The organism is Microcoleus sp. A003_D6 (genome assembly GCF_036702825.1).
Taxonomy (GTDB): Bacteria; Cyanobacteriota; Cyanobacteriia; order Cyanobacteriales; family Microcoleaceae; genus Microcoleus.
Genome location: NZ_JAUBWA010000028.1, coordinates 26,903 through 43,267, shown reverse-complemented (window position 1 = coordinate 43,267; position 16,365 = coordinate 26,903). Strand labels below are relative to the sequence as shown.

Annotated in this window: 12 protein-coding genes; 7 read left to right on the top strand and 5 right to left on the bottom strand. The window is 45.8% G+C overall.

Going from position 1 to position 16,365, the window contains the following annotated elements:
- The first annotated feature begins 404 nt into the window (after window positions 1-404).
- Both QUB70_RS10515 and QUB70_RS10510 read left to right on the top strand, forming a co-directional pair.
- Window positions 405-1,217 carry an SDR family oxidoreductase gene (locus QUB70_RS10515; RefSeq protein ID WP_332980134.1) on the top strand — a complete coding sequence of 271 codons (813 nt, stop codon included), beginning with the start codon at window positions 405-407 and terminating at the stop codon, window positions 1,215-1,217.
- 125 nt (window positions 1,218-1,342) lie between these two features.
- Window positions 1,343-3,970 carry an MGH1-like glycoside hydrolase domain-containing protein gene (locus QUB70_RS10510; protein ID WP_332980133.1) on the top strand — a complete coding sequence of 876 codons (2,628 nt, stop codon included), beginning with the start codon at window positions 1,343-1,345 and terminating at the stop codon, window positions 3,968-3,970.
- A gap of 173 nt (window positions 3,971-4,143) precedes the next feature.
- On the opposite strand, the gene QUB70_RS10505 is transcribed toward QUB70_RS10510, so the two are convergent.
- Window positions 4,144-6,453 carry an FUSC family protein gene (locus QUB70_RS10505; RefSeq protein ID WP_332980132.1) on the bottom strand — a complete coding sequence of 770 codons (2,310 nt, stop codon included), beginning with the start codon at window positions 6,451-6,453 and terminating at the stop codon, window positions 4,144-4,146.
- 392 nt (window positions 6,454-6,845) lie between these two features.
- Between QUB70_RS10505 and QUB70_RS10500 the strand changes: the two genes are divergently transcribed.
- Both QUB70_RS10500 and QUB70_RS10495 read left to right on the top strand, forming a co-directional pair.
- Window positions 6,846-8,165 carry an FGGY-family carbohydrate kinase gene (locus tag QUB70_RS10500; RefSeq protein ID WP_332980131.1) on the top strand — a complete coding sequence of 440 codons (1,320 nt, stop codon included), beginning with the start codon at window positions 6,846-6,848 and terminating at the stop codon, window positions 8,163-8,165.
- A gap of 73 nt (window positions 8,166-8,238) precedes the next feature.
- On the top strand, window positions 8,239-8,883 hold the full coding sequence (locus QUB70_RS10495; protein WP_332980158.1) for a Uma2 family endonuclease: 645 nt from the start codon (window positions 8,239-8,241) through the stop codon (window positions 8,881-8,883).
- A 76-nt stretch (window positions 8,884-8,959) separates the two neighbouring features.
- Here QUB70_RS10495 and QUB70_RS10490 read toward each other — a convergent pair whose 3' ends face one another.
- From QUB70_RS10490 to QUB70_RS10480, 3 genes are all read right to left on the bottom strand, one after another.
- A complete protein-coding gene (locus QUB70_RS10490; RefSeq protein WP_332980130.1) occupies window positions 8,960-9,565 on the bottom strand; it encodes a hypothetical protein in 606 nt (201 codons plus the stop codon).
- Between the two features lie 227 nt (window positions 9,566-9,792).
- Complete coding sequence (gene pcrA / locus QUB70_RS10485; RefSeq protein WP_332980129.1) at window positions 9,793-12,138, bottom strand: DNA helicase PcrA; 2,346 nt, start codon at window positions 12,136-12,138, stop codon at window positions 9,793-9,795.
- A 263-nt stretch (window positions 12,139-12,401) separates the two neighbouring features.
- Entirely contained in the window at window positions 12,402-12,785 is a 384-nt protein-coding gene (locus tag QUB70_RS10480) for a YkvA family protein (RefSeq protein WP_332980128.1), read from the bottom strand.
- A gap of 133 nt (window positions 12,786-12,918) precedes the next feature.
- On the opposite strand from QUB70_RS10480, the gene QUB70_RS10475 reads away from it, so the two are divergent.
- Together QUB70_RS10475 and QUB70_RS10470 are read left to right on the top strand one after the other, a co-directional pair.
- Entirely contained in the window at window positions 12,919-13,656 is a 738-nt protein-coding gene (locus tag QUB70_RS10475; protein WP_332980127.1) for an SIMPL domain-containing protein, read from the top strand.
- 183 nt (window positions 13,657-13,839) lie between these two features.
- Window positions 13,840-14,991 carry a flagellar assembly protein H gene (locus QUB70_RS10470; protein ID WP_332980125.1) on the top strand — a complete coding sequence of 384 codons (1,152 nt, stop codon included), beginning with the start codon at window positions 13,840-13,842 and terminating at the stop codon, window positions 14,989-14,991.
- A gap of 104 nt (window positions 14,992-15,095) precedes the next feature.
- Here QUB70_RS10470 and QUB70_RS10465 read toward each other — a convergent pair whose 3' ends face one another.
- Window positions 15,096-15,758, bottom strand: coding sequence for a hypothetical protein (locus QUB70_RS10465; RefSeq protein WP_332980124.1), 663 nt, complete (start codon window positions 15,756-15,758; stop codon window positions 15,096-15,098).
- Window positions 15,759-15,919: 161 nt separating this feature from the next.
- Between QUB70_RS10465 and QUB70_RS10460 the strand changes: the two genes are divergently transcribed.
- Window positions 15,920-16,219, top strand: a complete 300-nt coding sequence (locus QUB70_RS10460; protein WP_332980123.1) for a type II toxin-antitoxin system TacA family antitoxin — start codon at window positions 15,920-15,922, stop codon at window positions 16,217-16,219.
- The last annotated feature ends 146 nt before the right edge of the window (window positions 16,220-16,365 follow it).

Here is a 16,365-nt window from a genome sequence, read left to right as displayed (position 1 = left end):
TTCCCGGAGGCGAACTGACAGGAATTTCTCTAGATATAGATTGAGACTAATTTTAAATAAACATATCTATCTAAAGATTGACCTCAGCCTAAAAAATAACCCTTGCTTCTAAAAGTATTCTGCTTTCAAAGCTTTAAAGTTTTAAGGCGATCGTTTGTCATAGTTTTGACACATTAATGACACACTAATGACATAAAGCTTCCTGTTATATCACAAAAAGCATTCTTTGAATATTAAAATAATATGTATTCCTCGATAATCATAAAATTCTATCCTCAGAAATAGACGCTTAACGCAAGTTGCTAGTTATATTATATTAATAGTTTGAGGATTAGATAAGTAGTTGTTAATTGTATTTATTAGGTACAAATTTATTTGATTAGAAAACAAGACGAGGAAAAAATATGAGCTATTCCCCTAATCTTCTCAAAGGTCAAAAAGCACTCGTAACGGGTGCAAGTTCTGGTATTGGTGAAGCGATCGCCCGCGCTTTGGCGGCATCGGGTGCTTCTGTTGCAGTCAACTACCATTCGGAACAGGAAGCAGCAGAGAAGATTGTCAGCGAGATTAAATCGGTCGGTGGGGACGCGATCGCCATTGGTGCAAACGTCGCCAAGGAAGAGGAAGTTTTGTCGATGTTTGACCAAATGTACCAGCACTTCGGGACGATCGACATCTTAATCAACAACGCCGGACTGCAAAAAGACTCAGCCTTTGTAGACATGACTCTCGATCATTGGAATTTGGTTATTGGCGTGAACCTAACCGGACAGTTTCTCTGCGCCCGTGAAGCGACAAAAGAATTTCTGAAGCGGGGCGTGAAGCCAGATATCTCCTCTGCCGCAGGCAAAATCATTTGTATGAGTTCGGTACACGAGGTAATTCCTTGGGCGGGTCACGTCAACTACGCTGCCAGTAAAGGCGGCATCCACATGATGATGGAAAGTATTGCCCAAGAACTCGCACCGCACAGGATTCGGGTCAATAGCATTGCACCCGGTGCGATTAAAACTCCCATCAATAAAGCAGCCTGGGACACGCCAGAAGCTGAGGCAAAATTACTAAAACTCATTCCCGCAAAACGGGTCGGAGATGTAACAGACATCGCTAAAGCTGCGGTTTGGCTTGCCTCGGATGACTCAGATTATGTGAATGGTGAAACTCTTTTTGTAGACGGCGGCATGACTCTGTATCCAGGGTTCGCTACGGGGGGCTAAGCTGTTATGCACCTAGATTGTTTATGGTATTAGAGGGGGAGAAAGGGAGAGGGGGAGAGGGGGAGAGGATTTGACGAGTTTTGATATGGGCTAGAAATATGCAATTTAAATGCAGAACAACTTAGATGAACGCAGAACAGCAAAGATTGGAGGAGAATCAAGCGGATGAACCTTGGTATCGTTGGGGTTCTTACTTGAGCGATCGCCAATGGGGTACAGTGCGAGAAGACTATTCACCTGACGGTTCAGCTTGGGATTACTTTCCTCACGACCATGCGCGATCGCGCGTTTACCGTTGGGGTGAAGATGGACTGGGTGGATGGTGCGATCGCCACAGTCAAGTCTGCTTTGGTCTCACACTGTGGAATGGCCGCGATCCAATTTTAAAAGAACGCCTGTTTGGGCTGACCAACGAACAGGGAAATCACGGAGAAGATGTCAAAGAATATTACTTTTACCTAGACAACACGCCTACCCATTCCTATATGCGCTGGTTGTACAAGTATCCGCAACTGGAATTTCCTTACACTAAGCTTGTAGAGGAGAACGCCCGTCGCAGCAAGGATCGACCAGAATTTGAATTATTGGATACGGGCGTGTTTGACGATAATCGCTACTTCGATGTGGTTGCAGAATACGCCAAAGCCTCTACAGACGATATTTGCATTCGCATCAGCATCACGAATCGGGGGGCGGAAACTGCCACAATTGACGTGCTACCTACCCTTTGGTTTCGCAATACCTGGATCTGGACGAGTAGTAAACCACAGTCGCAGGTAACAAAAGTTGCTGATGGTGTAATTAAGGCGAACACTAAGAAATATGGGGATTATTGGTTATTTTGCGATGGGAATCCTCCGCTTTTATTTACAGAAAATGAAACTAACAGCCAACAGCTTTATGGAGTTGCTAATGCCTCGCCTTATGTGAAAGACGCTTTCGGCGAGTACGTAATTCACAACAACCAGGATGCAGTGAATCCCGATCTAGTTGGTACAAAAGCAGCGGCTTGGTATCATTTGGAAATTGAGGCGGGACAGACAAATGTAATTCAATTGCGATTCACCAAGCAATATACAGACACGCCCTTTAATGCAGCATTTGCTGATACCTTCCGCCAGCGTCAAACAGAAGCAGACGAATTTTACGAAACCCTTACCCCCGGTCTAGATGAGGATTGCCGCAACGTGCAACGACAAGCGTTTGCCGGCCTGCTGTGGAGCAAACAGTTCTATCAATATGATGTCCGTACTTGGCTGCATGGAGATTCAGCAGAACCTACCCCGCCCAATCAACGCCTTACTGGGCGCAATGCTGAGTGGTGGACTCTCTATACTGAAGAAATTATTTCCATGCCCGATAAGTGGGAGTATCCCTGGTTTGCTGCATGGGATTTGACGTTCCACTGTATTGCTTTGGCATTAATCGATGGAAACTTTGCCAAGCAGCAGTTGCTGTTGTTGACGAGCGATCGCACCATGCACCCCAACGGTCAATTACCCGCTTACGAGTGGGCGTTTAGCGATGTCAATCCTCCGGTACAAGCATGGGCGGCGTGGCGCGTCTATAAAATAGAAGAAAAACGAGTTGGAAAGGGCGATCGCAAATTCTTGGAGCGAATGTTTCACCGCTTGATGCTCTACTTTACCTGGTGGGTGAACCGCAAAGACCTACGAGGGCAAAACTTGTTTCAGGGAGGATTTCTCGGACTGGATAACATTGGGTTATTTGACCGCAGCAAGCCATTACCGACGGGGGGATATTTAGAACAGGCAGACGGCACAGCATGGATGGGGATGTTTTCATTAAATATGCTGGCGATCGCTCTGGAACTATCCCGTGAGGACGAAAGCTACAGCGATATGACGTTGAAGTTTTTTGAACACTTCCTCTACATTGCTAACGCCATTAATCATGTAGGGCCTGAAAAAATTGTCCTTTGGGACGATGAAGACGGCTTTTACTACGATGCCTTGCACTTACCCAACGGAGAGGACGTGCGAATCAAAGTACGGTCAATGGTGGGACTGATACCGCTATTTGCAGTTGATACTATCGAGCCCGATTTGTTAGAAATTGTACCGGGGTTAAAAGACAAAATTGAGTGGTTTCTCAACAACCGTCCCGAATTGGCAAAAAACATTGCTTGTATGACCGTTGAGGGAGAAGGCGATCGCCGCCTGCTTGCCATTACCAGCCCCGAAGCGCTGCGTCGTATCCTGCGGCGATTGTTAGATGAGGATGAATTTCTCTCACCCTACGGTATCCGCTCGGTTTCCCGCTATCACCAAGATCATCCCTTTATCTTCGATTGGGATAGCACTCGCTATCAAGTAGACTATGAGCCTGCTGAATCTACTACCGGCCAATTTGGCGGTAATTCTAATTGGCGCGGCCCGGTCTGGTTTCCAGTTAACTTTCTATTAATTGAATCTTTGCAAAAGTTCTATCACTACTTAGGCGATGACTTTAAAGTAGAGTGTCCTACAGGTTCAGGAGTAATGCTCAATCTCTGGGAGGTGGCAGCTTATTTGGAGCAACGGTCGATCGCTATTTTCTTGCAAAATCAAGATGGGCAGCGTCCGGTTTACGGTGATATTGCAAAATTTCAGCAAGACCCTCACTGGCGCGATTTGATTCTCTTTTACGAATACTTTCACGGCGACAACGGGGCTGGATTGGGTGCAAGTCATCAAACTGGATGGACAGCACTAATTGCTAAGTTGATTCAGCAGGTAAACGATAAACCGTGATTGTGGAATTATATAATCTAAAACTACATATTGTAAAAAAATGAGTAATACCAATTTAAAAAAAAGAATGCAACAGTATTCTTGTTCCCCCCGCAATGCAGCGGGGGGCTAGGGGGGGTCGAAGAGTGTTGCACGATTTGAGATAAATGGTATAAATTTAGTAAAGTATTTGGCTATTTAGTTGAACTCTTATCAATTGATTCTTGCAAACGACCGATCGCACAATGCAGACATTTCATTTCATAGGCAATTCGATCTAGTTGTGTGGAAACGGGAGTTTGTTCTCGAACAGCTTGTCTCGTTGACGTTACAGAACTTGGATTTGTAGCCAACTCTGATATCCTAGTAATATGTAACTGTTCAATATCTTCGTGAATTGCTTCGAGATAAATATCTAGCCTCGGTAAAGCTAGAGGTGGGTGTCCCTGTTCCAAAGCATTGGCTAAGTTCTCTAAAATTTGGACAATCGCATCGGTAAATCGCTGGAAATCTGCAAATTGGTAGTCTCCGCTAAATTTCCGCTGATGTTCTGCTAAGGTTGTGACTGAGCTGAAAAAGGCACGAATGTAGAGTATCAGCATCGCGATCGGTTCGACTTCTCCTCGAACGTGACGGGGTTCGCTGAATAACCTTTGAGCAGCAGCAGCAGCATTCGCATTCTCCAATGTCGCTTGATGACGCAGGTTTCTGATAGTTTCAGTCGAGCACTGTTGTTCTGGGTTAATATAGCTAGCTGCAACTTGTTGAAAGTACGCGAGATTAGATCGAATAGTTTTTGCTAGTTGTTTCGGAAGTTGCGATCGCTCCCAACTGGGGAATAACAAATAGCTGCCGAGTAATGCTAAAGTGCCTCCAATTAAGCTATCTACGATGCGTAATGCTCCTATCTCCCACCCACCTTGACTCGTCACGTTGAGTAGCAATATGACGATAGGAGTGAGGAGTGTAATGAAGATGCCGTAGCTCAGCGATCGCACCGACATAGCCGTGACTAGGAGTATCAGGATACAGACTAATATTGCCAATGGATTGTGGATGAGTACGACTAGGGCAATGCCGACGATCCCCCCTAAAGTAGTTCCAACAACCCGTTGCACCGTTCTCTCAGAGGTATCGCCAAAGCTGGGTTTTAATGCAACTACAGCGGTGAGTGTTACCCAATAGCCTCTAGGTACTTGCAATAGCGATGCTACTAATTCAGCAGCCGTCACGATCAGCGCCAGCCGCAAAGCATGACGAAAGACAACTGAATCAAACGTGAGATTGTTCCGCAGCGTGTCAATGATTGAAGAACGCTGTGGCTGTATCGGAGGATAAATGTTTAGCTGGGCGATGCTGCGCCCTTCTCCCCGCTGTAAATCTGTGGCAATTTCCGCATCGGTATGAATTTGTTCTGCTAGCGCTTTCAGACTAGCTACAATCTTGTTAAGACTCACTAAGTCAGCATAGTCATCTGTCTGAGTGACACTCGTCTGATTCAGGGTTTGAGAACGTATGATTTGCCACTGGTGTTCTAGTGCCTCGATCGATCGATCCAAATCTCCCAAGCGAACAACGTTCTTTTCTTTGGGGAGTGATTCTGATAAGAATTGCACAGCCGTTGCCAATTGTTCCATCGCTTGCTGGATTTCTCTATGCAACTGCTGAACTAAGGGACGATTTGAGGCGATCGCTAACAGTTCGATCAGTGCTACAACAGAATTGGTAATTTGGTTAGCATCTTCAATTAAGACGAGTAACTGATTGCCGCGCAAGTCAGCACTTTCTCGACCCGTCCACACAGCACTCCAAACACTCCGGGCCGCGGTCAAATTCTGTATTACGCTGTCTTGAGCTTGTAAGAATTGCTCTCGCCACGGACGACGCTCCTCCAAAGTTAATGGTATCTCGCTTGCGATTCGCAAAAATTTGCTCAATGTGGCATAACAACTGCTGGCTGCCTCGATCGCAGGTGTATAAGGGCGCAGCACCCACAATCCTAGAGATAGCGCCATCGCCCATACACATCCAGCTAGGCAAAGCGCACATTGCAGAAGAACAGCAGACAAATCTGGCAACGAAGCGAATTTTGCTAGGGAGACGATAAACATAATTGATGTCACCAGGCTAACCGTCGCGGCGCTCGTGCCAAACAGACTAGCTAAGCCAGCGATGAACATCACCAAGAACGTCGTTGGAATGGCTAGCCACGGGGTACTGCTAACCAGATTCGCAATTAGCAAGGCGACAGTAACGCCAATGGTTGCCGAGAGCATTACAGTCGCTTTTTGGCGATAGGCTCCACCCCCATCGACCATGCCAACAAACATGGCTCCCATCACCGCGATCGTACTTGCAGCCGGATGACCTGCAACGAATCCAACTGCAATGGGCCCGCTCACTGCCAAAAGGGTACGCAAGCCATAGAGGATGTCAGGTTTACCAGGCTTGATCGCAAAGGGCTGCAACAGCCAGTTTAGAGATTGTCGATCGGCAGATGGCATTACTAGCCTACCTCTTTAAATTAAATTAACTGGTTTCAGCCTAATCTTCCTGATACAGGTGATGAGACAGAAAAAGTTTTTGGGAGCATCCCAAGTATTGCCACTCAAACTCATCAATGGGTCGGTGAACTTAAACTGAACCCTGAACAACTGGTTATTTTAGCGGAATTAATTGAAACAAATAACGAGGCCGCCCTCGAATAACTCTGTCATTTACTGCCTAAATTTCTGGTTGCGGTTCGCTAAATTCGTATAAACCGGGAATAAGCGCCTATGCGCAAGCCCTGAAACTGTCCGAAGTGTTGTAACAGAAATTGAGTTTCAAACACAACCATAAGATGCAAATAAACTTTGTGGTTCGATCAAAATAGGAAAATTCGCGGGAGTGGCAAATGAATCTTTATTTGGGAATAGATTTCGGCACGACGGGCGCTCGATCGACAATCATCGACTCCCAGGGTACAATCCATTGCGAGACAGAACATACTTTTGCCCACGCGCAACAGGCTGCATTGCCCTCGGTGTGGCAAAATGCGCTGTGGGATTCGATCGAGCAAATTCCCCCAACAATCCGCAATCAGGTAAGGGCGATCGCCATTGACGGCACATCATCCACTGTCATGCTTTGCAATACCGACGGTATACCAGTATGCGAGCCAATTTTATACAATGATGCGCGCGGTGCAGCGGTGACACAGAGGTTGCGGGCGATCGCCCCTGCCAACCACACAGTATTAAGCGCTACATCTAGTCTGGCAAAACTCCTGTGGTGGCAGGAGGGCGGGCTAGAAGCCCACCCCACAACACAATTCAGTCTTTGTGGAACAGGCATCTTGCCTGTTGTTGAGAAGCTTTACTTCCTGCATCAAGCTGACTGGCTGGCATTTCTGCTGCACGGAAAATTAGGAATTAGCGACTATCACAATGCTTTGAAACTCGGTTTCGATGTTAATACTTTGTGCTATCCGAATTGGCTGATAGAGGGAATTGCGGGCGCTGCAACTCCTGAATTGCCGGAAGTTGTCGCACCGGGCACGCCTGTGGGGGAAGTTAGAGAGGAATTGGGCGATCGCTTCGGATTTCCCCGCAATTGTATAGTTTGTGCTGGCACAACCGATAGCATTGCCGCATTTTTAGCAAGCGGTGTCTATTTACCAGGGGAAGCAGTAACTTCTCTCGGTTCTACACTAGCAGTCAAACTGTTAAGTCATACGCGGGTAGATGATTCTAGATACGGAATTTACAGTCACAAATTAGGCGATTTGTGGTTAGTTGGAGGTGCTTCTAATACGGGAGGTGCGGTGCTGCGACACTTTTTTACTGATGCTGAGTTGGATAATTATAGCACACTGATCGATCCAGAGCAAGAGAGTTTGCTGGATTATTACCCATTGTTGAAAAAGGGCGATCGCTTTCCGATTAACGACCCGAATTTGCCGCCCAGACTCCAACCGCGTCCCGCTGATTCTGTGGAATTTCTGCACGGTTTGCTAGAAAGCATCGCGCGGATTGAAGCGCGGGGATATCAATTATTGCAGGAGTTGGGTGCGACTCCTTTGACAAAGGTTTATACTGCTGGCGGTGGTGCAAAAAATTCGGTTTGGAGTGCGATCAGAAAGCGTTATTTGAAAGTGCCTGTGGAAACTCCTGTTCAGACTGCGGCTGCTTATGGAGTGGCGCTTTTGGCGATGCGAAGTGCGATCGGGATATAATGCTAATTATCGCGCATCATCCACACTAAAAATTTTAATATGCGATCGACTGGAGTTTAACAAAGGAGAAATCGTGATCCAAACCCAAACAATAGCCAAAACAGTCACGTTTGACGAGTTCGTTACCTGGTATCCAGAGAACTCTGTCCACCGCTATGAACTACGCAACGGAGTAATTGTCGAAATGCCTTTAGGAACTGGCGGCCACTCCCGCGTTACAGGTTTTATCAGCTTAAAAGTAGGAGTTGAAATTGACCGACGCGAATTACCCTACTTCATCCCCGGTGACTGCCTGCTTAAACCCACTCGTGATGAGGCTGGTTATCAGCCCGATGTGATTGTCTTAGACGAAGTGGCTCTACGCCAGTGCGAACCGCGCTGGGAGAAAGAATCCATCATCACAATGGGTAGTTCGGTGCGACTGGCTGTAGAAGTTGTGAGTACGAACTGGCGAGATGATTATTTTTTGAAAGCTTCCGACTATGAGGAAATGGGCATCCCTGAATACTGGATTGTAGACTATCTCGGTTTAGGTGGCCGCCAATTCATTGGTAATCCTAAACAAGCAACTCTCTCGGTTTATCAATTGGTAGATGAGGAATACCAGGTTAAGCAGTTTCGCGGCGACTCACGAGTTGAATCACTGGCTTTTCCAGAGTTGAACTTGACTGCTGAACAGATTTTTCAAGCCGGATTTCCTCTAAGTGGTATGACGTAGAACAACGGACTTTTTCTGTGCTGTTTCTTGAAATCTTGTGGGGTGGGCTTCTAGCCCGCCCGATCGCGATATAATGCTAATTTTCGCGCACCATCCAAACTAAAAATCCCAATATTCTATCTACAGGAGGTAGGGGATAATCGGTAAGATCGATCGTCACTATTTGCCCTTCCAGCTTGAGAAACCGCCAAGCTGTGCCGCTGGAAATGCTGCCGTAGATGACGGAAATCGATCGCCCTTTCGCTTCATTAAACCTCTGGGCCGCCACCATTTCAGCAATACATTGACCCAAACCTACTTTCAAATCTCCTTTTTTAGCTTCCACCATCACAATTACCGGGGCCTCAACATCTAATTGTTCCGGGGAACGGCTGATGATAAAATCGCAAACTCCTGTAAGTCCAACAGCTACATCAACATTAAATTCCTCACCCGAAAACACGCTGATTTGTTGGTTCAGAATCCTGCGAACTTCCAGCAATACAGGGTTGATAATAGCTTCAGAACGGGCTTTTTCGGTGCTAGTGGCGATCGCCCAAGGCAAATTTGTCTCCAGCATGGTCTGCAAGAGTGTTGCGGGTGCGATCGGCTCGATTTCCGGCAGAAATCTGATTCCTTCCACTACTGTAAGATTGAAGGCTTCTTTAACCTTGCCGGTGGTCGTAAATTGACTGTAAGGCATAAGAGTTTAGGTTTTGATTTCTAGTTTTATATTAGACCTCTTGCAAAAATAACTAGGACGGGCAAGATGCCCATCCCACAAAATTTTTTTTCTTGTGGAATGGGCATCTTGCCCGTTCCAGAATTTGATTAAAAGGATTTTTGCAAGAGGTCTATTAGACCTCTGGAATAATTATTGTGGAACAGGCATCTTGCCTGTTCAAGACAGGCTTTTCACTCCTATGTCTATCACACTCGCTGCAACTTAGCCGTTCTCGGATCGATAATTTTTCTGCCCAAACCCGAAAACTTAATTGCCAGATTAGTTTTATCACCCACTCCCAAAACGTGGGTAATTTCTCCAACTCCAAAAGCATGATGAAAAACCCGTTCCCCAGTTTTCCACTCTGATGGAGAACTCCCAGAATTAGCTGCTGAATTATTAGTCTTTCCCTGGGATGCAGCCGTTTTACCAGTCTTAGTTTTCTTCGCACTTCCAGCTAGTAAATGTGTTGGTAATTCGCCCAAGAATAGCGAAGGCGTGCAGTGTTCGCGGTAGCCTCCCCAGAGGCGGCGTTCGCGAGTGTGGGTGAGAAATAGCAATTCCTGGGCGCGAGTGATGCCGACGTAGCACAAACGGCGTTCTTCTTCAACTGCTTTCGGGTCATCCAAACTGCGGAAATTGGGAAATAAACCCTGTTCCATTCCGACTAGAAATACTACGGGAAATTCTAACCCTTTTGCCGAGTGCAGCGTCATCAGCGATACGCGGGAATCTTCTTCCTGCAAGTCATCTAAATCGGATGCTAAAGATGCTTTTGCTAAAAATGATGTCAGCGTCGGTTCTTCGTTTTGTTCTTCAAATTGCAGCACAGCATTGTACAATTCTCTGACGTTTTCTATGCGATTTTCTGCTTCCTCGGTTCCTTGATTTTTCAAATCGTCAATGTAGCCTGAATCTTCGATAATTCCTTGGACAATTTGCGACGCGGGCGTAGTTTCAAGTTTTTGTTGCCAATGACTGATGGTGGCGGCAAACTTGATGATAGCTTTTGCCGATCGCCCTGCGAGAGTATTTACAGAAGATTCATCGCTGAGGATTTCCCACAACGGAATGCCTAACTGAGTTGCAGCGTCTTCGATTTTACCAAATGTGGTATCCCCAATGCCGCGGCGGGGAGTGTTGATGATGCGTTTGAGGCTGACGCTATCGTCGGGATTGGCAAGCACCCGCAGGTATGCTAGGATATCTTTGATTTCTTTGCGATCGTAAAACTTCAGCCCACCGACAATATTGTAGGGAATATCTAAACGCATTAACGCTTCTTCAAAGGAGCGAGATTGAGCGTTTGTGCGGTAGAGAATCGCAAAGTTACTGCCGTTTTCGTATTCGGAGTTTTGGCGCTTCAAGGAATGAATTTGACCTGCGACAAATTCCCCTTCATCTAATTCGTTGTCCGCGCGCCAGACAACAATCGGAGCTCCCGGTTCGCGAGTCGGGCGCAGAACTTTCTCAATGCGTTCGGTATTGTGTTCGATCAAGTGGTTTGCGACTTGCAGGATGTTTTCGCGCGATCGATAATTTTCCTCTAATTTTACCATTGTCTGAGTTTTTGCGTCAGACAAGCTGTCGCCGAAATCCTCTTGAAATTCCAGCAATATGGTATAATCTGCCATCCGAAAACTGTAAATTGATTGATCGACATCGCCCACCACAAAAATCGAGCGATTTTGCCATTTGTCGAAGTTTTTTGGGTCGGCGTTATTTGTCACCAACATCCGAATCAAATCGTATTGAGTGCGGTTAGTATCTTGGTATTCGTCAACTAAAATATGTCGAAACTTGTGATGCCAATAACTCAATACTTGCTCGTTTTGGCGCAAAAGTTTAACGGGTACAAGAATTAAATCGTCAAAATCTAAGCCGTTGTTTGCGGCTAAAGCGTCTTGGTAGCGGCTGTAAACATCGGCAATTACGCGCCCTCTGTAATCCGGTTCGGCGGCGAGGAATTCTTGAGGCGACCAACCTTGATTTTTAGCGTTGCTGATGACGTAGCGCACTTTTCGCGGGTCAAATTTCTTGTCGTCGAGGTTGAGGGTTTTGGTGACGATTTGTTTGACGAGAGTTTGAGCATCTGACTCATCAAAAATTGAAAAATTCTTCTTCCACTGGCGGCCTTTTTCGTCTTGGTATTTTTCTATATCGTAGCGGAGAATGCGACCGCACAAAGAGTGAAAAGTCCCCATCCAAATGTGTTTGGTAATTCTCTGGTAAATTTGCGATCGCAATTTCGTTTGCACATCCGGGGCTAAGTCTACCAAAGGTTTGCCATATTCCGCTTCAGCTTGCTGAGTCGCCAGCAATTTCTCAATTCTTTCTTTCATCTCCCTGGCGGCTTTATTCGTAAATGTCACCGCCAGAATATTTTCCGGATCGACTCGATGGGTGCGAACTAAGTTAGCAACTCGGTAAGTTAGAGCTCGGGTTTTGCCGGAACCAGCGCCCGCTACTACTAACAGCGGCCCGTTATAATGGGCGACTGCTTGGCGCTGAGATGGGTTGAGGTGGCTGAGGAAATCAGTGGTTTGAGTCATAGTTAGAAAGTTAGTTGTTGGATTTTTTTAACGGATAAATAATATTTGGTGTTTGATACGGGGAGTTTTTTTAAGGTAAGGTGCGATCGCCCTACAATATAATATCAGATAAGACGGCGGTTTAAACCGCGTCTACACAAACGATGTCCGCCTCCGCGGACTGAATAAAATTACGTAAAACGTAATTTTTAACGCCTATTCTTCAACCCCTCTGAGCTCGGGTTTTGTCTGTATAGCCGCGGTTTCAACCGCCCGGTCTTGTTCTAACGTTTCAATATTTGTTTTAGCCAAATTGCTGATAATATTCCCAAGCCAATCCAGATGGCAAGAATTACAGCAGCGGCAGCCCGATTTATCGGTTTTCCTCCCTCTATTTTTGCGGCTGCTTTTTCCCGACACTCGGCTAAAACCTGTGGGGGAAGCATCTTCAGTACCAGCCAAATTCCCAAAGGTACAATTATCAAATCGTCTAAGTAGCCCAGAACGGGTATGAAGTCAGGAATTAAGTCGATCGGGCTAAAAGCATAGGCAACGGTAAGGCCTGCTAAAATTCTGGCGTACCAAGGTACTCTCTGGTCTGTACTGGCTAAATAAACAGCGTAAGTCTCTTTTTTTAGTCGGCGGGCAACTTGTTTTAAGGATTGCATATAAAGATTAAAGACTAATGACTAATAACTTATACTTTTTTTTAGTTGCTAAAAATGTAACAGACCGCCTATTTAGCAATTTCAGTGGGAAGGTAAAGTATAGCATCTGTTGTATGTGAGGAGAATCAAGTTTATGAATTCAAATTTGCAACGTCGCGATCGCATTAATTTCCGCAGTCTGGTAACAGCCTTGTGTTTAACCTTAACTCTCGTCAGTTTCGTGGGATTAGATCCGGCGGTAGCTCAAGAGCAGCGGCTCAGAACGCTGAGTGTCACTGGGCGGGGTGTAGAAGCGATTCCTACAACTCAAACGCAAGTGCGGCTGGGGGTTGAGGTGGTGGGGAAAACGGCGGCCGAGGTGCAGCAGGAAGCGGCGAGGCGATCGTCCGCTGTGGTAGAGTTGCTGCGATCGCGCCAAGTCGAAAAACTTGAAACTGCCGGCATCACCCTCAGTCCAACTTACAGCTACCAAAACGAGCAACCGCGCTTAATAGGGTATACTGCTACGAATACCGTCAGTTTTCGGATTAATACTGCATCTGCCGGCACTTTGCTCGACGATGCGGTGAATGCCGGAGCCACACGCATCGACGGTGTGAGCTTTGTGGCCGCCGACAGTGCGATCGAACAAGCTCGAAAACAAGCACTCAAAAAAGCAACTCAAGACGCTCAATCGCAAGCGGATGCAGTGTTGAGCGCCCTCAACCTCAAGCGGGGAGACATTCTGGGCATTCAAGTCAACGGTGCGATCGCGCCGCCTCCAATGTACCGGCAATTGGCTCGCCTTGGTGGTGCTGCTGATGCTACAACGCCTGTGGTGGGAGGGGAACAGCAGATTGAAGCTTCTGTGACTTTGCAAATTGGATATTGATTGCAGCTTGCATTCTAAATGAACGTAAAATGCGATATCTGTTAGATGCCCGACTTCTTAAAGAAGCCGGGCATCTGAGTGTTTTATTTTTTTATGTTTGTCTGCTGGTTGTTAGATAAAATATCTTAAATATCCGACGATAATATGATAGAATTTAATCACAAAATATGACAAGCAATTTTTATGACGCGATTTATTCACGATCGCTTTGCCAAAGACTTGTTGACAGAACTGCTGTCTCCCATCGGGACGGTGAATATCGGGCATGATGTTACTGCCGAAGTCCGAGAAATCGATGTTTATTTCATTCCTATGACTGTAATTCCTGAATACTCAGCAACTTTAGGGTTGTTGGGAAAAATGGCTGAGACGGCGGCAATTTTTGAACCGTTTCGCAATCCAGTAACTGTCGGCGAAGTCATTAGCTGTATGAGTAAGTTATGGGATTTGCGAGGTGAATTGGAGCGGCAAGCCAGAAGAGAAAATACTCGCTATGATGATGCTAACTTGCCGACACTGTGGATTTTGACACCTACAGCATCGAAAGCAATGCTGGAGGGTTTTGGTGCGATACCCAAGCCTGAGCATTGGATGGAGGGCATTTATTTTTTGCCCAGGCATTTGAAATCGGCAATTGTGGTGATTCACCAATTGTCAGAAACTCCCGAAACCATGTGGTTGAGGATTTTAGGGAAAGGGAAAGTGCAGCAAAGGGCGATCGACCAGTTGAGAAGTTTAGCAACCGACGATCCGTTACGGATTATCGCGCTAGAATTGTTGTATCAGTTACAGTCAAACTTAGTAACCGATACCGAACAAGAGTTACAGCCAGAAGAGCGGGAGTTAATTATGGCGATCCCATCACTTTTTAGAGAACAGTTAGAAGCCGCACAACAACAAGGAATTGAACGAGGAATTGAACGAGGAATTGAACAAGGAATTGAACAAGGAATTGAACAAGGAATTGAACAAGGAATTGAACAAGGAAGACAATCACAACAGCGTTTAATTTTAGAAAATTTTCTGCAAGTAAGATTTGGAGAAATCAACTCACAAATGACTGCTTTGTTATCTCCAATATCAAAGTTACCCGCAGCGGAATTTACGATGTTGTTGCTGGCAATATCCATGCTAACCGTCGATGAACCCGGAAAACAACAAGCGGTGAGGTTATTAGCAGAAAATGTTTTAAAAATCCGCCAAAATGAATTGGGGGATATTCTGCCTACCGCCGTTACCAATTTAATAGCAATGCCTGTAGATCAATTGACATTGTTTGTAGAACAATTTACTCAGTTATCGGCGGATGAAGTGAGAGCAAGGTTGGTCAGGTAAAACGCGGAATCTGTTAGACACCCGACTTCTTAAAGCAGTCGGGGATTCTGTCCAATCCTCCTCAATCCAAATTTATCCATCGCTCAATTATCTCCCTTTATAGGTCAAAAACTAGCAATTTTACTCGAGTTGGAATAGAAGCTTATATCTCTCGCTTTCATGGCTTTTTCAATCGCTTTAGGTAAAGCGGTAAGTTTCTTTGTATCAACATCTAAGTCAGATGACCACCAACGTGGAACTAAACAAGAATAGTGTTGAAAGATATGACAGTTACTACACCATTCCCATAAATCACCATTTACAACGAATGTTACCCCTGCAATTTCTGTCTTAATGGGTTTTCCTCCTATGTAATACCAGCGACACAAAGCAGCAACTCTACAAACAGGACACGCTGCTGATAGATGGAGCGACTCTTGAGATGCCTGAAACACTTCTTGCCACGCTGTTTTATGTTCAGATGGTACTCCAGTCCAATTACCCTCCCTTGAGACGATCCCTTCGAGCCGAAAAACTATCTGCTGTCCTTTTTGTTGTGGATACCAACCTCGATCGAGGGCGTGTAAGATAGCACTCCTTACCAACCAAGGTGAAATGATGTTACCGTACTCGACCCAGGTAATCATTCTCTGTCCTGGATTGTCCGCATACTCTACAAAGATTAGCAGACCAGTTTCCATACCAGGTTCATCGTCCGGGTGGACAATCCAGCGGTATTCAACATCATTAACATTGATTAGCCTCGTGCCTTTTTTAGCAAGTGCCATAAACCTAAAACACTGTACGTGTATTCGGATATTTTACCGCAGACTTTCGATCGATCGCACTTACCTGTATTTTTACACAAGCTCGATCGCTCCCTAACTTTTAGCGTGACATACGGCAAAGTGCCGTATATAATGGATAAATGAGATAAACCGTATTTTGTATGACTAAAACTACTAAATCGGAACCGTCAGCCCGATTGGAGGCTCGTATCAGTCCAGAGATTAAAGCCCTTTGGCAAAAAGCCGCTGACTTAGAAGGACGTACCTTAACAGATTTCGTCATCGCCAGCGTTCAAGCAGTCGCTTCCAAAGTTATTGAACAGCACCAAAGACTGAAACTTGACCTTGACGACAGCGAGGCTTTCGTAAATGCCCTCCGTAATCCAACCCAGCCGAATCAAGCTCTCAAAGCAGCAGCCTTGCGCTACAAACAAGTCATGGGCGATGGTACTCACAATTGAACTATTAGATAGCAGCAGACATCACAGAGAGCTTTTTTGTTGTGGACAAGATAGTTTGGACAACTAAGCTGTGTTGCATCTAGATTGCCTATGGTATTAGAGAGGGAGAGAGGGAGAAGGGGAGAGGGGGAGAGGATTTGACGATT